The organism is Aquirufa sp. Wall-65K1 (assembly GCF_054558475.1).
This window is the reverse complement of sequence record NZ_JBPXKD010000006.1, coordinates 23,606-46,355: the sequence shown is the minus strand read 5'-3', so window position 1 is coordinate 46,355 and position 22,750 is coordinate 23,606. Positions and strand designations below refer to the sequence as shown.

The window sequence follows — 22,750 nt, the reverse complement described above, 5'->3', positions numbered from 1 at the left end:
CAATTAAGCTGCAAAGTTACAGAATAAATATTAACCCCGTTGCTCCAATTTTGCACTCAACTCGCTAATCTTCTTTTGTAATTCCAGAATTAGTCGCAATGATTCATCAAATTCCTTCCGCATAACAAAACTGTAAGCCTCACCGGGATTTACATCATTCGTATTGCCAATGGTCAATGCAGGCTTTTCCATTAAGATTTCTCCTAAATCAAACTCCAAGACCTCCGCAATTTGCTTCATCCTTGATAAATTCGGATCTGTCTGACCCCGCTCAATTTTAGAATATGAGGAAGTAGATATATTCAATTTCATCGCCACATAATCTTGGCTATATCCCTTATCTGATCTAATTTTTCGAATGCTTTTTGCGAAGTCTTTCATCGCAGTAAAATTCCAAAAGAATTAGAGGATTGCTGTGTGCGCTATATGACATAAAATAAACTTATACGACATTTACAATCATATGGCGACAAATTTTATCATTTATCAATTACTTGATAATCCCTTGAAGCCAATTCTGACAGTCTAAATTTAATTCTCCATTTAGCTGATTCAACAATAAACCCCTTTCCGATTTCTCCATCTTCAATCCCACAAATTCAAATAACTCATTCAAAGGTTCTTCCAGTGGTTCATTCCCTTCTACCCAAATCCTCCAAAAATCAGTCAAACTTCCTTCATAAACCTCTTCCACAATTCGATAAACATCAGATAAGGTATAGCCTAATTCCTTTCTTCCAAAGTTTTCATTCATTTGAATCATCACCTCACGAATCGATTTGCGATGGGCAAATTTCTTACGAATCAGCAAATCTAAGCCTAGGGCCACGATAGCTCCCTTATAATAAATGGAAACCCTTTTTCCAGGAATAGCCTTTCCATATCCATCCAACCACAAATCAATGGAACTCTCAATCAAAGATTGTTGAGATGCCCCATCGCGTTCAAAATGTAATTTCAAATTGCCCAAAAGGGATGCTAAATATTCTTCTGTTTGATATACCCCTGAGGCCACTAAAAACCAATCTCCCAGATAAGTAGTCACTCCCTCCACAAACCAGGCCGTCGGGAAATATACTTCCTCCGCATAATTATAGGGGAATAACTCCTTAGGACGAATGGTAGCAATGTTCCAAACATGAAATAATTCATGCGAAGCCAAACCGATTAAATCATCGTATAAATCGCGGTCCGGAGGACCTAAAACCATCATAGTGGAGTTGCGATGCTCCACTCCATGGTAAAATGCTTCCTCTTTAATCCAATGTAAAAAACGGTATTCCTTTACAGGAAAATGTCCCATCCAGGCTAATTGATAAGCAGAAATTTTCCGATAAGCCTCCAACAATTTCCCTTGAAAAACATTGGGAGATCCTATCCCTTCAGCCCAAAATTGACAATCTCCCTGTTTCCAAGAGTATTTGTTTAATTCCAAACTGCCTATCCAAGGCGAATCCACTAATTCACGGTAACTCGATGCGCTCCAAACTCCTTGTTGACGACTTATCAAAGACGTGCACACCTCCCAATCCTGCGGAATATCTACCTGAACCTCGCAAGCATTATCCTCTTCGCCTGGCACGTACATTAAGCAGTTAATGAAATTCAGATATAGCATCTTTGAGGTAGAAATACTTCCTCCGGCATCAGCCTGATTAGCATAATACGCATATCTGACCTCCACAACCTGATCATGCTTCCCTTGAAATTCCCAAGCAGAAGTTCCTTTTTTATGTAATGGAATTCCTTCTCCTGCCTGATTAAAAGCTCTAACTTGAGGAATATTCTTAGAAAAATGCTGTGCCTGGTATCTTCCGGGTCGCCAAATAGGCAATTGAAGCAGGCAAAGTCCTGAACTTGTTATTTGAAATCGAAATACAATGTTCAAAAAATACTCCTCTCTTTCACAAGGTGTTACTCGATAAAATGATATATTCTTCATGATGCCATCACTTCTTGTAAAACTTGCCACGACCGAATCTCACCAATGGATTCCATGTGAATTTGATAATAATGCAACATGGCTGCGACCAATTCCTTTCGCTGTAATTTAGTCATGGAAACGGCTTTCCCATAACCAGAGCCAATTAATTCATCCAAAATAGGAGACAGGCTCCTTATTTTTTCCTCTCCAATCCATGGATTCATTTGACTAAAAAATTCAGTGGAGCTACTTGATCCAAAGCCTAAATAAGCTGTCAATTCCCATAAAAATTGAATATGAAAATTTTCTACATGCGCTTCTGCTATATCTAAAAATTGGAAGGACTCTTCTAAAAAATTAAATAATGGAATATTCTCTTCTTCTTCTTTTAAAACCTTTCCAAGCACTTCACTTAAAAATAGCGCAATACTCGACTTAATGATATCAAATGGAATTTGCTGATAAGGATAATAACATTTGGCCTCCGAAATACGATGAAGTCCTTTACCGGGTTTATGATAAACCTCCAAATCCAGCAAAGTCATTGGCTGGAAAAGGGCCATTTTATGTTTCGCTTTGGCTGATCTAACTCCATTTTCGATGTAAGAAGCTATACCAAATTCTGCTGTATAAATCGTAATCAAGAGGGACGTCTCACGATAACGCATATTATTGATCACCAATCCCCTCGTTTTCCGCTGCATGAACTAATCAATCTTATTTTCTTCCTCTAAGCTTAAGCCTACTTCCAAGGCAATTTTATTTAAAATAGACTCGATTGAATCCTCTTCCTTAAATTGAATCGGTTGACGAAACTCAACCTCCAATTGGGTATTGCGCATTTTTAATAATAATCCTTTTTTATCAAAGGCTCGTCTAAATCCATTTATCCTAACGGGGACGACAATCGGGTTTGTACTTTTAATTAAATGGGCTGTTCCCTTGCGCAAAGGGGCAAATGCCCGTGTAGTTCCCTGCGGGAAACTTATTACCCAACCAAAACCCAAGCCTTTTTTGATTTTTTCAACTGCCTCTAAATCCACCTCTCTTTTGACATTCTCTCCTTTCGCTCTCCAAGATCTATTCACTAAAATAGCTCCCGCCTGAGCAAATACTTTAGGCAAAATACCATCATCCTTCATCGTTTCAGCCGCCGCCACATAGAATAAATTGGATCGAGGAGCTAACAAATAAATGGGGTAATTTACCGAATTTCTAAAGCCCCATTTGACCGAAAAAAAGATATGATACAAACAAATCACATCCATAAAATAGGTCTGATGATTGGATAAAAACAAAACGCCTCGCTCCGGCAATTCATCCAAATACTCCGTTCCTTTAATCTTAGTCTTATTGTACATCACCAGTCGGCTGTATGTCAAAAAGCCCAAAACAACCATAATTATACGCTTGAATACAATTGGATTACCAAATGGATCTCTTTCACCAAGACCCAAGGTGTCCATAAATTGAAATAAGCGCGTTAATTTTGATGCCATATTAAAATCCTCCGGACTTTGTTTTCGGTTTAGTTGTAGGTGCTGCTTTTGGCGCTGCTTTTGATTTCGGAGCCTGCTTTTTCACAGGAGGTTCTTGCCTATACAAGGTTAAAAACTTCTTAACAAAAACAGCCTTCTCGTCGCTTGCCGCTTCTACCACACGAACTTCTCCTTCTTTTTTATCTTTCTTTTCATTTTTAACAGCTTCTCTTACCGCTGCTAAAAATTGATTATCAGAAGAATAAACCCCTAACTCTCCGTTAAAATACGCAAAATAATACCAAAGATCTTCGGATAATTCCCAATATCCATAAAACTCTTCTTTGCTTGGTTTCTTGATTACTTCCATATAACCTTTTAAAGTACTATTTACATCCACCGGACCCACATTCACCAAAGGAATTCCCCCAATGGAGTAAAAGGCACTTAAATTGGGTGACCAAGCCCATTTCACCGCAGAGAAATTGATAGATTTGGTAAACTCTAAGGAAACCTTGTCGAGCGCTAAATGGTTTTGGTCCATCTTAGATTTAATAGCTTCGGGTATGGCTTTACCTAGTACCTGCTCAGCTCGCTTCAAATAATCATCCCGCATTTCTGGTTCATCTGCCGAGGCAGTACTTAAGCCTTCCTCCAAATTATATTTCACAATGCGATCTCCCATAATTTTTAAAATAGTAGGAGCAAATGGAAACTGTAGACTAGTCCAAGTTTCTAATCTAGGAATCAAGGTATCCGTCGACATAGAAATTTTACCAAAAGAAGTCAGTAACTTATTACCCGTAAACAACTGAACAGCCCCTTCTGCTTCTAACCTCTTTTGTTTGACATATAACTTCATGTCACTCTGTTTACCCTTCACTTGATAATAATCTTTCTCCTCAAAAACTTCCCCCTCTGCAGAATACAAAACGGGGTCTAGGTCATCTGACTGTGGACCTAAAAAGGTTGGATATAATTTATTGTCTGCATTGATGAATATACCCGCTGTGACAGGCCTTCCAGCCTCATCGCGAAGACTAGGACTTAACTTTAAATTAGGCGATTCTCCACCTTGATTTTCAAATGGAATCCAGGCGGCTTTAAAATTTGACAAACCGATGACTGGACGAATAAATCCTTTGAAATTTAAAAACTCTTGATTGGACTTAAAAAAAATTTCCCCCTTAAATTGTTGATGAGCAGATAATGCCAAAGGTACTTTTTCGCTTAATACTGCCTCCGCTTGAATGTACTTTTCTGCTGCTTTTTTAGCCGTAGCGGCCTCCTCCATAAAAGCGAAATTGCGCATTTTGATCTTTGTACTATCCCCTGAAGCACGAGGTAAAAGATAGATGGCTTCCCCTTTCCAGCTATCTGCATTCGCTTCGGTAACTTGTAATTCACTAATGATATGCCGCGAATTTTCAGGATCTAAAATGGCTCTTGCTCCCATAAATGGCTTAAACTGTCCATCTTTTTGTATCGCAAAAATTCCCTTTGCTGGGTAAACCACGGCTGGGCCTATACCCACTTGCTTAACTCCTCCCAACTGTAACAACTGTGCCTTTAAATCATAATCTGCCGTACTGGCCCGAATAAGCCCTTTATCCGAAAAAGCTATTTTCTTTTGTAAAGTCGTAGAATCTTGGCTAAACATGGTGGAGTCCGCTGACCATTGATTTAACTCAAATCCAGACTTGCCAGAAAGCCTAAACCGCTGAGCTGCCAAATCCCAAGTCGCTTCCGAAATGGTACTTTGATAACCAATAAAAGGAAATAATAATATGCTATTTTCATCTGATAATTCCTTTGATTTTTTTGCCCGCATGTTTACTTTTTGAGTACCCATAACCGCTTCTACCGAAATAGCTTGCGCAAACACAGATGGCTTAAATAAATTCATCTGTCGACCAATCTTTACATCGCTTAAATCACTTTGCCAGGCATTCGCTCCAAAGGTAAAATGCTGCGAATTAAACACTCCATCGCCATAATAAACCTGACCTTTTCCAAACACCTTCTTTTGATGAAAACCTAAATTTCCTGCCAACTGTATTTGATTATTAAATAAACTGATACGGTTTTTCTGAGGATAAATCCATAAACTATCCACCGCAGGATACCAATGTAAGGAGTGAAGCCCAAAACTTGCCGAAGGAAAGGTATTTTTCCCTTGATAGGAAGTCACTAATTTTCCATCAAGGCCTTTAGACACCAATGAATCTGGATAAAAAGTGGAGGTCTTGGAATTGGAACTTAAACCCCATATCGACAAATTTCCTGAAGCATGTAAACCCTCTCGATCCATCAATAATACTTCATTTAAGCTAAATTTTGCTTGGTTTTTGTAAATATCGATAGGACTTTTAGCCATATATTTAAATCCGAAAGATTGATCTGGCATTAATTCCAATTTGGTTTTTAATACCGGAAACAAGCCATCTGAATAGAAACTTCCATCAAATGTGATGTCTTTCAACAATAGACTATCCAATTCAATCTTTGGAACTTTGAAATAATATTTTTTGCCGTATAAGCCTTGTGCCCTCCATGGTTCATCAAAATAAGTGGTAACCCCTTTGGGTATGATTAATTTTGGATACGCCGCTACACCCAATCGTCCAGATTTATTATTCGGTGGGCTTAATTGTAACATCCCTGATTCATACTTAAAATGCCCACCTAGCTCTCTCGTGCCCAGGGAACCATCTTTTAATCTTGGTAAAAAAGTAATGGAGTCAATTTTGGGAAAGTTGACCGTAAACTCGGCAAAATTAAATTGAAAATTGGGCCCTCGAAAACGATAGTTACCAACCTTAATTTCTCCATGAAAATCAAAATCTCTACCTTTAGTAAAGACGATTTGCTTATTCTGAGGCACAAAATTAGCTTTCAAAGAATCGGATACTCGAATTTCATCAATACCCCGAACAATCAGCCTCTGTCGACCTAAATCTAAACTAATATTGGCAGAATCCTTTTCAATCATGTCGGCAAAAGAGGCCACATAAAAACGGTCAAAGTCCTTTTTTTCAAATTGTACCAAAGCGTAATGACGACCCATTTTGGTAAAAGATACCTGGTCTGTATCCGCACGGTATTGAATATACCCCGCATCTCGATACATCATGAATCCTGATTTCAAAGAGGCATATTCTTTTTTGTATTTCAGTGCTATCTCACTTAGGTACACTTGAGGGCTTTTTGTTTCAATTATTTGATTGTACAAAATCCGCAAAGGATTGTAATTCAATATTCCCTGTAAGGCTGTAACTCGACTTTCTTCAAAATAATCAAATGACTCTACCCAGGCAGGAACTTGATTTTTACCCGACAACCTGAAAAAGTCTACTTTCTTCGCTTGGGGATTTAAAACCGCCAAATCGGCTGATATCCTAACTTGATGATAAGAATCCTCAAATAGTAAGCGCTCCATCGGGCCTCCGTCTATTTTTCGAATATGCAAAAGGTCTTGAAGTGGATACCAGTTAGCCCGAATGCTAGGATGCTGCAAGGTGTCTCGGCTTCCCATATAGGCCGCAAATTGCCCTTCTGGAATGCTTACATTTCCTTCGGCGCTTAACCACATCAATTTTGTTTTTATTTGGGCAAGCAGCTGTTTATCTGACAGTACCTGAAAGTAGGCCAATTGAGTACTCGAAGAAATCAAGCCCCGTTTATCTCCTAAAATCCAGAGTCGGCCATTGGCCCGCCACGACTTCTCTTGAATAGGGGATGACATCACATCTAGGGATCGAAATTCAAAGGGGAAAATAGTTGTATTTGCTTTTCTTTTAAGACTAAGTTTGCCTTTTCCTGCAAGGTTTTTATCTAGTTGAACCCAATCTCCCTCCAAGCCCACTAGCTGCCCTTTTTTAGGAAGTATCTCAAAAGACCTAATCTTCCATGTAGCATCTAAATACCCCAGTATTCCTCCCGGAATCTCAGCATCGGTCCCTTTTCCTATTTTATTTACAACCGACCATTGAAAAGTCTTTGGGATAAATTGAATACTATCTCGGCCCGTTTTATAGCTTAGTTCTGGAAATCTCCAAAGTAAAACCGGGCCTCCAATCTTCGTTTCCATCAACCAATTTTTATCGGAGGCATTGGGGGCAACCAGTTCTGATGTACCAGGAGTATCCCATCCATCATCTTCTTTAACTTTTTGTCCTAAGGAATCTGCCAGCAAAACATCACTTGGCCAGGTCACCAATATCCTTCCCTTTACCTTGATGGACATAGCTGCTAGTCCGGGAATTTGTTGATTAAATTGCCAGTTTTCAAGAGTTTCGACCAGGGACATGGCCGTCCGAAAGTCTTTCTTTTCGACCAACTTTTCCCATACCTGAATAAGACTTTTTAGGCCATCTGCATCATCAGATAATTGTACCGTACATCGAATAAATAAATAAGCTAATTGAGGGGATTTAAAGCCCACGGCTGGCATTTTTTTTACCAATTTTTCAAACTGGTCTTGTTCTGCCGCATTCAAATTGGCGAATGGCCATTTGGCCATCCATAAATCCCCAATAGCCGGAGCTTCCTTATTTCTACTTAGAAGCATCCAGTTTTTAACCTCTGTAGAAAAATCTCCTTTCGAATTAGAAAATTTTTGCGCCTGGGTGGATAAACTTATCCCCAAGCTGACAAAAAGAAAGAAAATTAGGGCTCGAAACATATTCAACTAAACCTAGGGATAAGCAAGTAAAAATAAACAAAAATTTAGGATATTTGCGGTAAATAAACCCATTATGCAAAACGTCCTTTCTCTATTTAATCGTATAAAAGCCTTTGTTTTTGATGTGGATGGAGTCATGACAGATGGCCAAGTACACGTACTAGAAACGGGCGAACACTTCAGAAGTTTTTATATCCGAGACGGATATGCCATTGAAAAGGCCAGACAAGCGGAATATCAAATGTGCGTGATCACAGGGGGAAGTCACCCCGGAGTTCAAAAAAGATTAGAAAACCTTAAATTTCAGCATATTTATAGCAGTTTAGGCGCCTCTAATAAAACAGCGACTTTTGAAAAATGGTTACAAGAAGTTGGGCTGCAAGAAGATGAAGTTTTATACATGGGAGATGATGTCCCAGATTTAGAAATTCTCTCTAGACCAAATATTCTTAGTACCTGTCCATCTGACGCCATACCAGAAATTCATCAAGTTGTTAAATATGTTTCTCCTTTTAAAGGTGGCCATGGAGCCGTAAGGGACGTCATAGAAAAGGTGATGAAACTTCAAGGAAAATGGCCTAATTAATACCATTATGGCAACAATCTTAGCAGTAGAAGGTCATTTAGCTCAATTCGGAGAACATGTGTGGTTAGCCCCTAATGCTACGGTAGTAGGAAATGTTTCCATAGGAAAACATGGAACCGTTTGGTTTAATGCAGTCATTCGTGGGGATGTCAATCGAATTCAAATTGGGGATTATAGCAATGTCCAAGATGGTGCAGTGATCCATTGTACCTATCAAAAAACCGAGACAATCATCGGAAATTATGTCTCCATTGCACATAATGCCATCGTTCATGGCTGCACCATAGAAGACCGCGTTTTGGTAGGAATGGGTGCCATCATCATGGATGGAGCCTATGTGGAATCAGGATGTATCATTGCAGCAGGAGCTGTAGTCACACAAGGTATGCGCATTCCTTCTGGAAGTATTTACGCGGGTAATCCTGCCAAATTTTTAAAACCTGTCAGCGAAGAGGCCGCTGAAGTATTCATGCGTACAGCCATGAATTATGTTAAATATGCCAGTTGGTTTGAATAAACTATTTAGCCCGAAATTAGTAGCCCTTACTCTGGCCAAGTAATCCCTCAGCTAATATTCGATCATTGGATAATCGTGGAACCTTATTCTGTCCCCCTAGTTTACCTTTCGACTTCATATATCGAATAAATGAATCTTTTTCCAAAGATTGAATCACTAAAGGCTGTAGGATATTTCCTTCAATAAGATCGCGATAATATATGTTTTGGCGCTGCATGGATGTATCTAAGGTCTTTTGAAATAATTCCATATCCTTAGGTGCTTCATCAAATTCCATCAACCATTCATGGTGAGGTAATTGGCCATTTAATGGATTAACTTGCGGAGCCACCGTAAATTCCACCATTTTTGTTTCTGGGCAAGCCTCCATAGCCTCTTTCATGGCTAATTCTACCTCCTCGGCAATGACATGCTCACCAAATGCTGAAATAAAATGCTTGATTCTTCCCGTTACAATAATCCGATATGGATCCAATGAAACAAATTTCACCGTATCTCCAATAGAATATGACCATAAACCCGCATTGGTGGTCATCAGCAAAGCATAATTGACCCCTAACTCTACTTCGGATAAACACAAACGAGTTGGACTTTCAGAAAAATAAGTATCCGTTGGCACAAACTCATAAAATATTCCAGCATCTACCAATAACAATAAGCCTTCTTCACCGCTTGAATCTTGAAAGGCAATAAACCCTTCTGATGCAGGATAGGTTTCTACGACATCTACTCTTCTTCCTATGGATTGCATTAACTTATCTCGATAAGGCTCGAAGTTGACACCCCCGGTAACAAATACTTGAAAATCAGAGAATAAATCTCCTATTTTTTTACCTGATTGGGCCTCCAATCGATCGAAATACATTTGAACCCAAGGCGGAATCCCGGATATCAAACCCATACGCTGATGGATGGTTTCTTCCACGATAGCACTTAATTTTTCTTCCCAATCCTCGATACAATTTGTAGCATAGGAAGGCAATTGATTGGTCCGTAAATAGGAGGGGACATGATGATTTACAATACCCGATAGTCGGCCCGTTGGAACTCCATTCTTTGTTTCTAGTTCTGGAGACCCCGATAAAAAAATCAATTTTTGATCCAAAAACGAAGCATTCCCACTTTGATGCACATAATGCAGCAAAGCATCTCTTGCGCCTAAAATATGAAAGGGCATAGACTCGGAGCTGATAGGAATGTATTTGGCCCCTGATGTCGTTCCTGATGTTTTGGCAAAATATGCTGGTTTTCCTGGCCAAAGAATATCCTTTTTCCCAGCTACCGCTTCCTCTATGTAGGGTTTGATATCCTCATACTCAAAAATGGGAACTCTCGACTTATATTCCAGGTAATTTTGGATTTTATCAAAGCCAAAGGCCTGACCAAAAAGCGTAGATTTCGCTTTATTCAAATTAGCATTCAACCAAAAATACTGCTTATCTATGGCCTCGGATGGAGTCATCCGATACTTCTTAACTACCCAATGGGCAAAAGGCTTGGCAAAAAAAGAACGAATTCCCATAGCTCTGACCAAATTATCATTTAAAAATACCCTTGGGATCTGGCATTTTTTCCACGAGTTGTTGAGAAAAATTTAAATCCAATTGCGTCAAATCCAATGATCGACATTCATGAAAATAACTCCATGCTAACTCATATTTTTCTTGTAAAAATGCCACTTGACTCTTTTTCATCCAAGCATTGGCATTCGTTGGGTCTTCTTGTAATGATTGGCTTAACAGCGCATCAACCTCCTCCAAATTACCGCATTCCATATTTTTCAAATAGCAACTCAACTTTACAATCGCATAATCCACCCGCATGATACTCAACTTAGGGTTGATTTGTAAACCCTTTCCCAAAAGCTCTATGGCAGCAGGAAAATCTAGGCGTTGAAAAGCGATGACACCTAAACCCCAATAGGCCTCAACACTAGTAGAGTCTAAGGCATGAACTAAATTAAAACGATAGGTCGCCGTGTCTAATTTTCCCTCAGACACATATTCCCAGGCTCTTTCAGATAAAAATTTGACCCCTTCTGCCCGATTCGGAAAACTTTGATCGACACTATTAATAATTTGAGTAACCTCTTCTTGATCTTTCTTATTTAGTGGCTTTTTACCAAATAATGCCTGATATCGAGGTATTCGAATCAATGAATCTGCTGTCATAGCTGCCATTACAGGCACCGACAAACATAATAATATTCCTAATAAATAGGCTTTCCTTCTTAGCATCATATCACAAATCTACCTTTTCTTTTTAATGGAGGATGTATTTGAACGAAATTTTGATGCATTTTTAGGTTTACTCTTTGAAGTATTACCTTTGGAAGTCCCCTTAGAAGAACTTTTAGCGCCTAATTTAGCCCTGGGTTTATGTTTCTTTTCATGAAAAGCCCCTTTAAATTCGGGATCTTCTCTTTTCCGCTGATCATCTACCGCACGCAACATATCTTGCTGCTCTAAAAATGGCGTATCTTCTTCATAAATCCCTGATGGCAAATGCTCTATCTCAATTTTTTGTTGAATGATCGTCTCTATTTTAGCCCAATGGTAACGCTCTGCTAAAGTCACAAATGTGATTGATTCCCCAATTTCTGCTGCTCTACCCGTCCTACCTATACGATGCACATAATCCTCATAGATTAAAGGCACATCAAAATTGATGACATGTGAAACTTTAGGTATATCTATTCCTCTAGAAGCCACATCTGTTGTTACCAAAACACGAACCAAGCCTTCCCTAAATTGTTGCATGGCATTAATTCGAGTATTTTGTCCCTTGTTTGAGTGAATAACCCGAACTTGAGCCTCCGACAAAACCTTTCTAATTAAAAACTTTTCCACCTGGTTTGCCACTTCCTTACTTCTACAAAAAATCATAACCCTCTCGAAATCAGGATTTTGTAAAAAATATTCCAAGGCATTAATCTTCGTTTTTAAATTGGGTGCCTCATAGACGTGCTGTTTCACCTGGCTAGCTGGAGTAGCTTGTGGGGTTATTTCAATTTTATGAGGAAACTCCAAAAACTCATGTGATAAGTTTTCCACTCGCTCGGGAAAGGTGGCAGAAAACAAACCATTTTGCCTTTTCTTATAAGGAATCACTTCCAAAATTTGACGAATCTGAGGCATAAAACCCATATCCATCATTTTATCCGCCTCGTCCAAAACCAAATGTTTCAATTCCTTGACGATGATTACTTCCTTTCGATATAATTCTAAGAAGCGACCTGGCGTAGAAACAATGATATCAACACCATTTTCAATAGCTTGAATCTGGGTTTTAGGGCCTAAACCACCATATAATGCCAATAAGCGCAAATCCGTAAATTGGGCCAAAGTCACCATAACCTCATAAATCTGCATCACCAACTCCCTAGTAGGCGCTAAAATCAAGGCCCGTGGATTTTGGCCTTGAGCATATTTACATTGCATCAAAAGAGGCAAAACATAGGCTGCCGTTTTTCCTGTACCCGTTTGCGCAATACCCAAAACATCATGTCCCCCTAAAAGTAAAGGAATGGCCTTTTCTTGAATGGGTGTTGGTTCTTGATAACCCAAGGCATCACATGCTCTTTGTAATTGTGGGTTCAATCCCAAGCTTAAAAAATCAACCATTTCGTAGAAAATTATGCCTACAAAGGTAGCTAAATTCATTCGATTTAATGGAAATGCCTGAATAGGAGTCTATTGGCTACTTTCCTAGTTCAATCCTTCCATTATTTCCCTAACTTTGGGCGAATTATTCCAATAGCTTGACTACTTCGACCCGACATTGGCTTTCTAGAATATGCATGGGATTGTCCACTTCCTTTCTCGTGGGATCTGCTTCTTCCTTATTTTTATGGGGATTAGAAAAAATTTCCGATTATCGCTCTGAGCATCTAGGCCTTTTATTTACTTTACCAATTTTGGGAGCTTGCTTTCAGTATTTGGCTAAGCTCCCCAATTCCTCTTTTCAATTGGGGACAAATGATCTCATTGATCGAGTGAACCAACAAAGGAGTGATATCCCATGGGGATTGGGACCATTCATTTTACTAGGTACCTGGTTAAGCCAAATTTCGGGTGCTTCGGTTGGGCGTGAAGGAACAGCTGTTCAAATGGGAGGTGTTGCCTCCTACCAAATTTCCAACTGGCTTAGTTTGGAAGAGTCGGACAAAGTTGATTGGTTACGAGCTGGGATGTCGGCAGGATTTGCCTCGGTCTTCGGAACACCCTGGGCAGGTTGCCTTTTTGGATTAGAAATTTCCAAAGTCGGTCAAATTTCCTTTCGAGCTATTTTGCCTTGTCTTTTTTCCGCTTTTGGTGCCAATTGGGTGAGTCTCCACGTGTGGGGCACAAATCACACGATTTATCCTACTGTTTTTTTACCTGAAATTTCTTTGGCTTTTTGGGCCAAATTAGCAAGTATAGGCCTATTTTTAGGCGTTTTGGGCTGGGTGTATTCGCGTTTAGAATCAATTATTTCAAAAACGTTCGCCCAATTACCTATGCATAACATTCTCAAGGGCATTCTCGCGGGCTTGATTTTACTATTCATTTTCCAATTTCCTATTTTTCATGAAAGCATAGGCTTGGGTGCTTCGTATTTACTTCGCCCTTTTGAGTCCGGTGATACCGCCAACTTTGCCTGGAGTAAAACCTTAGCCACAAGCCTAAGTTTAGGTTTAGGATTTAAAGGAGGGGAAGCCACTCCATTATTTTTGATAGGAGCACACGCTAGCAGTGCACTACATGAAATCATAACTTTACCTCTTCCATTGTTGGCTGCTCTTGGTTTTACTTGTTTATATACCGGCCTAGCCAAAACACCACTTACTGCCATTGCCATGGGAATAGAATTATTTGGCTCGGATGCCTGGTTCTGTTTCTTCCTTTGCACCCTTATCGTCATGTATATTTCAGGCAAAAAAGGTATTTTCAAAAAACAAGCTTGGGCAGATTGGGTCCCTAAACCATTATACGAATGATGTTTAATTCACTATTTGAACAATACGAAAGCTTTCAAGAAAAGCGCATTTCAAATCGTAGATTTCCTGAAAAAATATGGGATGATTTATTCCAAGAATGGTCCCAATCTCCACTTTTTAGCAGCCGAAAATTAGGGGAAACTTTTGAAGGAAAAGATATTCAAGAAATACGCTTTGGCCAAGGTCCAATCCACATAGCTGCTTGGTCTCAAATGCATGGAGATGAAGCAACGGCTACGATGGCTTTAGCTGATATTTTTCTTTTTTTATCCTATAATTTGAATAAATGGTTTGAATTCAAGGCAGAATTGCATCAGAAAGTATCTATATTCTTTATTCCTAGACTAAATGCGGATGGAGCAAATAGGTGGACAAGGGAGACCGCCTTGGGCATCGATATGAACCGAGATGCGAGAACCCAAAGCAGTCCAGAAGCAAAAATTCTTGCCCGCTGGTTAGATGAAATTAAACCAATTTTTTCATTCAACCTACACGATCAAAACCGTTTGTATTCAGCTGGTAAAACTCCCCATCAAACACATATCGCGTTACTTGCTACAGCAGGTGATGAACATGGAACTTGGACTGCTTCTCGCTTGCGAGCGGCTAAAATAGCGAACCGAATGGCTCGACATTTACAAGCTTACTTGCCAAACAACATAGCGAAGTGGTCTGATGAATATGAGGCAAGAGCATTTGGAGATTTTGCTCAGGGAAAAGGCTATGGATTAGTCCTGTTAGAATCGGGAGGAGCAGGGTGGGATTTAGAAAAACAGTCCTTGAGAAAATACAATGCCTGTTTATTATTGGATGCTTTTTACTCCATTGCTACTGAATCTTGGAGAACAGAAGAAACCCATTTGTATCAAGGTTTACCTACCAATGAAAGACAGATCTTTGATATACTCATTAAAAAAGCTCCTTTAAACCAACATGAACCTATTTACAGGGCAGATATTGGATTAAATATCCAAGAAACAGCGAAAGAAGATGGTTCTATCGAATATGCGTGGATTATTGAAGACTTAGGTGACTTAAGTCCTTGGTATGGATTAACGGAAATCGACGGGGAAGCGTTACATTTGCAAACAGAAAAAATGCTCAAGAAAGAAGGAGTATACCACCATCTTGTTTTAACTAAAAACAATGAAATAGCATTCGATCTCAGTAATTATACTCAAAAAATTCAATCATAATATGACATCTTTACCAGTTATCATCATTGGCGTTAATCCGTTTGCTTTAGAAGTAGCTTCCATTTTTCAAAAAAACGAAGTCGTTATCTATGGTTTTTTGGATGATGATCCAAAGAAAAAAGATACTCAAATTGGAGAAATCCCTGTATTAGGAAGTACAGAAGATGAATCCTATTGGGGCTTAATTGGTAAAAATTGTGGAGTATTTGTCGCATTAGAAAACCCAACCGAAAGAAAAAAGATGATTGAAACCATTATGGAAGATCGTCAAGTAAAACCTGTCAATGCCATTCATCCTTCAGCCATTATTGCTGATGTTAAAAACCTAGCTTATGGCGTATATGTAGGTGCTGGAGCGATCATTCAGCCTGAGGCAAAATTGGCTGATCATTGTATCATTGGGGCAGGTGTCATTGTGGAAACCGGAGCACTTATTGAAGAATACGTGCAAGTTGGCGCAGGATCTGTCATTGGTAAAGAATGCAAATTGGATACCAATTGCTTTATCGGCATCCAAAGTACCATCGTAGGAAGTATTAAAATCGGCAAAGGAGCCACAGTAGGAGCGGGAAGTGTGGTAATAGAACCCGTTGCGGCCTCAAAAAGAGTCTTCGGAAATCCTGCTAAATTGATGTAATTCGATCGATATTTTTTTCTTCTACCATTTGTAAAAAATGGTAGCGTAGATATAATTGGGCAAGCGTTACTACATCCTCCACGCAATAGGCTGCTATTTTACCTAAATCTTTTTCCAGGTAATAAACGCCATGTACTTTATCTCCTGTCAAATTCGTTTTTGAGCCAGGAATCCCTAATAATTCTGCCAATAAATCCAGAGAAATATAGACCTTCCTATCGCCAAATTTCCATAACTCCATGGTATCTTGATGTAAAACTTCCCAAGGCTTTTTCCCTTGTAATTGTAAGGGCCTAGGAATTTCCAAGCCATTCACCAGCATCCTCCTGCATAAATAGGGAAAGTCAAACTCCTTTCCATTATGAGCCACCAAGGTTAATTCCCTTGATTTGTACGTATCATTAATGAATTGTATAAACTCCAACAGCAAAGATTTTTCATCTTTATTGGCAATAGTTTTCACCTTCAAGCAAAGTTCTTTCTCTTTATTTTGGTACAAAAATCCCATTCCTATCACTATAATTTTGCCAAATTCAGCAAATAAAGCAGCACGGTCTACATACAATTCTTCTAGAGCTAGATTTTGGGGATTTGATATATTCTTCGCTTTTTTTAGCCAAAAGTGTTTCATTTGGTCTGAAAGTAGGGAAAAATTAGATTCTCCAGAGACCGTCTCAATATCAATAAATAACGTGTTTTTAAAATTCTTTTTAGGCTCCATATTGCTTTAAGATTTGGTTAGGTTTAATGTTTCACGTGAAACATGTATCAGCTTGCATTCAAATAATTGACTAAAGTGCGTTAAAACCTTAGATTTTACTTCATCAATAGCCACTTCTCGTCCTAGTTCTTGTTGTAAAGAGGTCACACCACGGGTAGCAATACCGCAAGGAACAATATGCCCAAAATAACTTAAATCTGTGTTTACATTAAATGCGAAGCCATGCATGCTAATCCAGCGCGAGGCTTTAACGCCTAAAGCACAAATTTTGCGGGCATTTTCAGATTCATGATCAATCCAGACGCCCGTTAATCCATCAATTCTTCCAACCACTAATCCATAATCTTGACAGGTAAGGATAATTGCTTCTTCCAGCATACGCAAGTATAAATGTATGTCTGTGTAAAAGTTCTCTAAGTCCAAAATGGGATAACCTACCACTTGACCTGGCCCATGGTAGGTTATGTCTCCTCCACGGTTAATCCGATAAAATCGTGCACCAATGCTGTCCAAAAAAGGTTCTTGCATCAACAAATGAGACTCATCTCCACTCTTACCCAGCGTATATACATGTGGATGTTCACAAAAAAGCAAATAATTAGGCGTCTTGTCCACCCGTGATTCCCTTCGGTTAGTCAATTTTATTTGAGCAATATGATCCAAAAGCCTTTCCTGCAAATCCCAGGTTTCTTGGTATTCAGACAAGCCCATATCAACAAATTGAATTTCTTTATTCAGCATCTTATATTATCAAGTAATTATTGAAAATAGATATTATCCACTTTATACCTTGCTTCACAAAGATACAAGAATGGCAAAACATTTAAAGCTCGGCCAAAAGGCTGAAAGGGTAGCGGAAGACTATTTACGAAGAAATCACTACCAAATACTTGATAAAAATTACAGAACAGGAAAAGCTGAAATAGATATCATCGCTCAATTCCAACAAACCCTTGTATTTATTGAGGTGAAATCGCTGCGAAGAACACGCTTTGGTTATCCTGAAGAACATATCAACCAGCATAAAATCAACATGCTATCAGAAGCCGCCAACCAATATCAAATCGATCGAAAGTGGGAAAAAGAGATCCGCTTCGATAGCATATCCATTACTTTTTTGCCACAAGCTACCAAATTAGAACATTTCGAGGATGCTTTTTTGTAAATTAGCTCTTTGAAAGAGAAACCATGATACAATTTTGCTCAGAAGAGATCGACTTTAACCTGCCGCAAAAAAACAGGCACAAAGCTTGGCTTAAAGCTGTAGCACAGCAAGAACAAAAGACTATTGGAGACATTAGTTATATCTTTTGTTCTGATGACTACCTCTTAGAAATCAATAAAACATACTTGAATCATGATACATTGACAGATATCGTGACATTTGATAATTCAGAAAACCCCAAAAAATTAGAGGGAGATATCTTTATTTCGGTTGATAGAATTCAAGAAAATGGCCTAAAACTTGGAACAGAAAGCAGCGAATTACAGCGCGTGATGGTTCATGGTTTACTCCATTTAGCTGGATACAAAGACAAAAAAAAGGAAGACAAAGCCATCATGACAGCCAAAGAAGATTACTATTTGGCGCAGTATTTTGAAGAACAATAAATGTTTCACGTGAAACAAAATAGAACATGCAACAACAAGCATACGATGTAATAGTAGTAGGAGCGGGACATGCCGGTTGTGAAGCAGCACATGCTGCAGCTCAAATGGGATCTAGCGTATTGCTAATCACTATGAATATGCAAACCATTGCACAGATGTCCTGCAACCCCGCCATGGGAGGTGTTGCCAAAGGGCAAATCGTGCGAGAAATAGATGCCCTTGGTGGTATGTCTGGAATCATATCAGACAAAACCATGATTCAATTTAGAATGCTGAATCGTTCCAAAGGTCCAGCTATGTGGTCACCAAGGTGTCAGTCGGACAGAATGAGATTCGCAGAGGAATGGAGGCTGGCTCTGGAGCAAAATGCTTTGGTAGATTTTTGGCAAGATTCGGTTCAACAACTCCTCATTAAAGAAAACAAAGTAACAGGGGTAATCACCCGAATGGGAATAGAGTTTAAATCCAAAACCGTAGTACTCACAAATGGTACATTTTTAAACGGATTAATACACATAGGAGAGAAGCATTTTGGTGGAGGAAGAATGGCAGAACCTATGGCGCAGGGATTAACCGAACAGTTAGTTCATTTAGGTTTTGAATCAGGGCGAATGAAAACGGGGACGCCACCTCGTGTAGATGGAAGAAGTCTAGATTATACTGCCATGGAAGAACAAAAAGGGGATGAAAATCCAAGCAGTTTTTCTTATTTAACAGAAACACCAATACAAGAACAACGCTCCTGCTGGATTACTCATACCAATACAAAAGTACACGAAGTATTAAGAAAAGGATTTGATAAATCACCCATGTTTGCTGGGAGAATAAAGGGCCTAGGACCGAGGTATTGTCCTTCTGTAGAAGATAAAATTAACCGATTCGCAGACAAAGACAGTCACCAAATATTTGTAGAACCAGAAGGGTGGAATACAGTAGAAATATATGTTAACGGTTTCTCAACTTCCCTGCCAGAGGAAATACAATACGAAGCCATTCGACTAATACCTGGGTTTGAAAAAGCAAAATTATTTAGACCTGGCTACGCCATAGAATACGATTATTTCCCTCCAACCCAATTACTAGCAACACTAGAAACCAAGCTTATTCAAGGCCTATATTTCGCCGGACAAATAAACGGGACTACTGGTTATGAAGAAGCTGCTTGCCAAGGTCTCATGGCAGGTATCAATGCCCATCAAAAAGCACAATCGTTGGATCCATTTACGCTTTCTAGATCAGATGCCTATATCGGTGTTTTAATCGATGATCTCATAAATAAGGGGACAGATGAACCATATCGAATGTTCACCTCAAGGGCAGAGTTTCGTACGCTATTACGCCAAGATAATGCGGATGAACGATTAACCACAAAAGGTTTTGAATTGGGGCTTGCCACCAAAAAACGAATGGATAAATTCCAACAAAAACAAAACGATGTAACTCGCCTATTAGAACATATTAAAACCCATAAAATAAAACCCGACGAAATCAATTCCTGGCTAGAAAGTCAAGGAAGCTCTAGTTTAAGGGAAGGGACACCCATTATTAATTTACTTAAACGTTCTGACCTAAGTTTCTCTACCTTATTAGAACACCCCTTAATACAAAATGTGAAAGAAAATTATTCACAAGAGGTAATCGAACAGGCAGAAATTATCGTTAAATACGAAAGCTATATTGAAAAAGAAAGGCTCATGGTTGATAAAATGAAAACCATGGAAGACTTAAAAATACCCGAAACATTTGACTACGATAGAATTAAAACCCTTTCCACTGAATCTAGGATAAAATTAAAATCCATTAAACCACAAACAATTGGTCAGGCTAGTAGAATTTCTGGTGTTTCCGCTTCTGACGTTTCTATTCTACTTTTATTTATGGGTCGCTAATTATGGAAGAATTACAAGAATGTCCAGCTTGTTTAAATAAAGAATTTACATTCATTCTGAGTGCAAAAGATTATACCGTTTCAAATCAAACATTTCAAATTGTAGCATGTAATAGCTGTAACCTACAGTTTACAAATCCCAGACCGAAATCAAGTGAAGCTGGGCCCTACTATCAATCTGAAAACTATATATCTCATAGTAATACGGAAAAAGGATTCATTAATCAACTTTATCAAAAAGTAAGAAATATCACACTTCGGTTAAAAACAAATTGGATAGAACCCGAAAAAAAAGAAGGCAAAAATTTACTCGATGTTGGTTGCGGGACCGGCCATTTTTTACAAGCTTGCCAGAAGCGAGGTTGGAATATTCACGGCATGGAACTAGATCCTGCAACAGCTAGCAAAGCAGCTAAGATGACAGGAAAAACGATCTATCCACAATTGAACAACATCCCAGAATCAGAAAGTTTCCAAGTAATCAGCCTTTGGCATGTACTAGAACACGTCTACGAAATACATGACTACTTTAAATTCTTTAAGAAGCATTTGGCACAAAATGGAAAATTATTTTTGGCTTTACCTAATTGCCAAAGCTACGATGCCCAATACTTTAAAGAGCACTGGGCAGCTTATGATGTGCCCCGGCATATCTACCATTTTACTCCAGAAACCATACAATCCATTGCAAACCAGTATGGCTTTTCACTAAAAGAAAAAAGAGGATTAATCTTTGATAGTTTTTATATTTCCCTCATGAGTCATCAATACCAAAGTGGTTCCAAAAAAATCATCATGTCCTTTATCATTGGTTTAATTTCCAATTTAAAGGCAAGTTTAGGTGGGGGAAATTATTCAAGCAATTTATACATTTTTGAACATGCTAAGTAGGCTTAAAAACTTGGTTCTATTCTCGCTAATCTCAGGATTGTTCATTACGCTAATCCTTCAGGGTTGTGCGCAAATGGCCAACCCTCCAGGGGGAAAAAAAGATACATTAGCACCCAAAATCAGTGAATCTATCCCTCTCAATAAAAGTAGAAATTTCAAAGGCAAAAGAATAGACTTGACTTTCAATGAATATGTAAGCATCAGAAACCTAAGTCAAGAATTACTAATTACTCCATCGGTTGGAACCTATCAAACAAAAATTAGGCCCCAAGGCTTAAGTATTTTATTAGATAGCACATTGAAAGACAATACAACCTATACCTTCAATTTTAGAAATGCGATAGAAGATGCTTCTGAAAGAAATGTAGGAAAAAATATAAAATTGGTTTTTAGCACGTCGAAAGATATCGATTCATTACAAATTAAAGGGAAGGTCTATCAACTACTAAACCAGAAGCACCCCGAGAATATATTAGTGGCACTTTATCCATGGAATGACTCCCTTTCCATTCATACGAGTAAGCCATATTACTTTGTAAAAACAGATACATCAGGAAACTACTTACTTGAAAACCTGGCAAAAGGTAAATACTACATGGCCGCATTTCATGATGTAAATAATAATTTGCTCTATAATTCAAATAAAGAATCTGTAGATTTTATCTCTGAAAAGTTCCTAGATTTAATATCAAACGTGGAACAAAATTTCGCAATCAGCTTACAAAATCAAGATTCACTAAAACTTAGCAAAACTACTGCATCAGCTAAAACCGTTTTGTACGAATTTAATAGAGGTATTAAAACCATACAAATAAAAAATCCTCCTAAGGCAACCCTATATTATCAGCAAGAAGAAAATAAAAATATCCGCTTCTACGCTTTAAATCAAACTAATGCTGATACCATTTTTATTCAAACAAGTATTACGGACTCACTCAATAGAACCTACCAAATACCCTTAAAAATTAAATTCAGAGAACCAATAAAAAGAGAACGAGTACAAAAAATGGATTTGAATTTTGAAGTAAAACCTGCAGCAGGCAAATTACTATCTCCAGTAGATTCCATTCAGATAAAATTTCCAAAACCCATACAACAGTGGGTTTCTACATCAATGCAATTTAAAACAGAAGAAGGCGAAATACATACTTTACCGGACCAAGCATTTCAATGGAATCAATACCAAAATAATCTAATCATAAAAAATGCCTATTTACCGAGCAGAACTAGATTTGAATTAAATATCATAAAGAATGCATTTGTTGGAGTTGAGGCAGATTCTAGTCAAGCATATTCACAAAAAATGGAATGGCAGGACATTGAGAATTATGGCAGTATTGACGGCAATATTTCCAACCCACAAGCAGATACTAATTATATTGTAGAATTACTCAAAGCTGATACTTTTGAGCCGTATATGACACAAAGCACTAAAAAGAGATTTGAGTTTATTCACGTGGAACCAGGTATCTACCAAATCCGCGTAATTGGTGATCTTAATAAGAATGGAGTTTGGGATATTGGCAATTTTAAGCTGAGAAAAAAATCAGAACCAGTCTACTTCATTGATGGCAAAATTAAACTAAAGGCAAATTTTCAAATTTCTGATTTGTTAATAAATACACAAAAATAGTGTGGA

20 protein-coding genes are annotated in these 22,750 nt (G+C 38.5%); 10 read left to right on the top strand and 10 right to left on the bottom strand.

The window, feature by feature from the left end; translation table 11 throughout:
• Positions 1 to 30: 30 nt before the first annotated feature.
• The 5 genes from ACST15_RS10095 to ACST15_RS10075 all read right to left on the bottom strand — a co-directional run bounded on the left by ACST15_RS10095 (position 31) and on the right by ACST15_RS10075 (position 8,086).
• The gene (locus tag ACST15_RS10095; RefSeq protein ID WP_459454533.1) at positions 31 to 381 is read right to left on the bottom strand and encodes a helix-turn-helix domain-containing protein; all 351 of its coding nucleotides are present in this window, start codon (positions 379 to 381) and stop codon (positions 31 to 33) included.
• Positions 382 to 490: 109 nt separating this feature from the next.
• Positions 491 to 1,942 carry a M61 family metallopeptidase gene (locus ACST15_RS10090; protein ID WP_459454532.1) on the bottom strand — a complete coding sequence of 484 codons (1,452 nt, stop codon included), beginning with the start codon at positions 1,940 to 1,942 and terminating at the stop codon, positions 491 to 493.
• Positions 1,939 to 2,628 (bottom strand): DNA repair protein RecO, encoded by a 690-nt coding sequence (recO, locus tag ACST15_RS10085; protein WP_459454531.1) that lies wholly within the window; start codon positions 2,626 to 2,628, stop codon positions 1,939 to 1,941. The genes ACST15_RS10090 and recO overlap by 4 nt, the downstream gene beginning before the upstream one ends.
• A gap of 3 nt (positions 2,629 to 2,631) precedes the next feature.
• Positions 2,632 to 3,423, bottom strand: coding sequence for a lysophospholipid acyltransferase family protein (locus tag ACST15_RS10080; protein WP_459454530.1), 792 nt, complete (start codon positions 3,421 to 3,423; stop codon positions 2,632 to 2,634).
• Between the two features lies 1 nt (position 3,424).
• Positions 3,425 to 8,086, bottom strand: coding sequence for a hypothetical protein (locus ACST15_RS10075; protein WP_459454529.1), 4,662 nt, complete (start codon positions 8,084 to 8,086; stop codon positions 3,425 to 3,427).
• Between the two features lie 73 nt (positions 8,087 to 8,159).
• Between ACST15_RS10075 and ACST15_RS10070 the strand changes: the two genes are divergently transcribed.
• Together ACST15_RS10070 and ACST15_RS10065 are read left to right on the top strand one after the other, a co-directional pair.
• Positions 8,160 to 8,672, top strand: coding sequence for a KdsC family phosphatase (locus tag ACST15_RS10070; RefSeq protein ID WP_459454528.1), 513 nt, complete (start codon positions 8,160 to 8,162; stop codon positions 8,670 to 8,672).
• Positions 8,673 to 8,679: 7 nt separating this feature from the next.
• A complete protein-coding gene (locus tag ACST15_RS10065; RefSeq protein WP_459454527.1) occupies positions 8,680 to 9,189 on the top strand; it encodes a gamma carbonic anhydrase family protein in 510 nt (169 codons plus the stop codon).
• Between the two features lie 16 nt (positions 9,190 to 9,205).
• On the opposite strand, the gene ACST15_RS10060 is transcribed toward ACST15_RS10065, so the two are convergent.
• Genes ACST15_RS10060 through ACST15_RS10050 form a run of 3 tightly spaced genes read right to left on the bottom strand, consistent with a single transcriptional unit; the run spans position 9,206 to position 12,851 of the window.
• Positions 9,206 to 10,711: a GH3 auxin-responsive promoter family protein gene (locus ACST15_RS10060; protein WP_459454526.1), complete on the bottom strand. Its 1,506-nt coding sequence runs from the start codon at positions 10,709 to 10,711 to the stop codon at positions 9,206 to 9,208.
• A 16-nt stretch (positions 10,712 to 10,727) separates the two neighbouring features.
• Complete coding sequence (locus tag ACST15_RS10055; protein WP_459454525.1) at positions 10,728 to 11,429, bottom strand: tetratricopeptide repeat protein; 702 nt, start codon at positions 11,427 to 11,429, stop codon at positions 10,728 to 10,730.
• Between the two features lie 9 nt (positions 11,430 to 11,438).
• The gene (locus tag ACST15_RS10050) at positions 11,439 to 12,851 is read right to left on the bottom strand and encodes a DEAD/DEAH box helicase (protein ID WP_459454524.1); all 1,413 of its coding nucleotides are present in this window, start codon (positions 12,849 to 12,851) and stop codon (positions 11,439 to 11,441) included.
• A gap of 98 nt (positions 12,852 to 12,949) precedes the next feature.
• Here ACST15_RS10050 and ACST15_RS10045 point away from each other — a divergent pair, with 98 nt between their 5' ends.
• The 3 genes from ACST15_RS10045 to ACST15_RS10035 are packed head-to-tail and all read left to right on the top strand — an operon-like array spanning position 12,950 to position 16,000.
• Positions 12,950 to 14,167 carry a chloride channel protein gene (locus ACST15_RS10045; protein WP_459454523.1) on the top strand — a complete coding sequence of 406 codons (1,218 nt, stop codon included), beginning with the start codon at positions 12,950 to 12,952 and terminating at the stop codon, positions 14,165 to 14,167.
• Positions 14,164 to 15,363, top strand: coding sequence for a M14 family zinc carboxypeptidase (locus ACST15_RS10040; protein ID WP_459454522.1), 1,200 nt, complete (start codon positions 14,164 to 14,166; stop codon positions 15,361 to 15,363). The genes ACST15_RS10045 and ACST15_RS10040 overlap by 4 nt, the downstream gene beginning before the upstream one ends.
• 1 nt (position 15,364) lies before the next feature.
• A complete protein-coding gene (locus ACST15_RS10035) occupies positions 15,365 to 16,000 on the top strand; it encodes a NeuD/PglB/VioB family sugar acetyltransferase (protein ID WP_459454521.1) in 636 nt (211 codons plus the stop codon).
• On the opposite strand, the gene ACST15_RS10030 is transcribed toward ACST15_RS10035, so the two are convergent.
• Entirely contained in the window at positions 15,987 to 16,721 is a 735-nt protein-coding gene (locus ACST15_RS10030) for a 3'-5' exonuclease (protein ID WP_459454520.1), read from the bottom strand. The two genes, ACST15_RS10035 and ACST15_RS10030, sit on opposite strands and share 14 nt — an antisense overlap.
• Before the next feature lie 6 nt (positions 16,722 to 16,727).
• Positions 16,728 to 17,462 carry a lipoyl(octanoyl) transferase LipB gene (gene lipB, locus ACST15_RS10025; RefSeq protein ID WP_459454519.1) on the bottom strand — a complete coding sequence of 245 codons (735 nt, stop codon included), beginning with the start codon at positions 17,460 to 17,462 and terminating at the stop codon, positions 16,728 to 16,730.
• A gap of 70 nt (positions 17,463 to 17,532) precedes the next feature.
• Between lipB and ACST15_RS10020 the strand changes: the two genes are divergently transcribed.
• The 5 genes from ACST15_RS10020 to ACST15_RS10000 are packed head-to-tail and all read left to right on the top strand — an operon-like array spanning position 17,533 to position 22,744.
• Entirely contained in the window at positions 17,533 to 17,886 is a 354-nt protein-coding gene (locus tag ACST15_RS10020) for a YraN family protein (RefSeq protein ID WP_459454518.1), read from the top strand.
• Positions 17,887 to 17,909: 23 nt separating this feature from the next.
• Positions 17,910 to 18,332 (top strand): rRNA maturation RNase YbeY, encoded by a 423-nt coding sequence (ybeY, locus tag ACST15_RS10015; RefSeq protein WP_459454517.1) that lies wholly within the window; start codon positions 17,910 to 17,912, stop codon positions 18,330 to 18,332.
• Between the two features lie 26 nt (positions 18,333 to 18,358).
• Positions 18,359 to 20,221: a tRNA uridine-5-carboxymethylaminomethyl(34) synthesis enzyme MnmG gene (gene mnmG, locus ACST15_RS10010; RefSeq protein ID WP_459454516.1), complete on the top strand. Its 1,863-nt coding sequence runs from the start codon at positions 18,359 to 18,361 to the stop codon at positions 20,219 to 20,221.
• Positions 20,222 to 20,223: 2 nt separating this feature from the next.
• Positions 20,224 to 21,111, top strand: coding sequence for a class I SAM-dependent methyltransferase (locus ACST15_RS10005; protein ID WP_459454515.1), 888 nt, complete (start codon positions 20,224 to 20,226; stop codon positions 21,109 to 21,111).
• Positions 21,101 to 22,744, top strand: coding sequence for an Ig-like domain-containing domain (locus tag ACST15_RS10000; protein ID WP_459454514.1), 1,644 nt, complete (start codon positions 21,101 to 21,103; stop codon positions 22,742 to 22,744). The genes ACST15_RS10005 and ACST15_RS10000 overlap by 11 nt, the downstream gene beginning before the upstream one ends.
• The last annotated feature ends 6 nt before the right edge of the window (positions 22,745 to 22,750 follow it).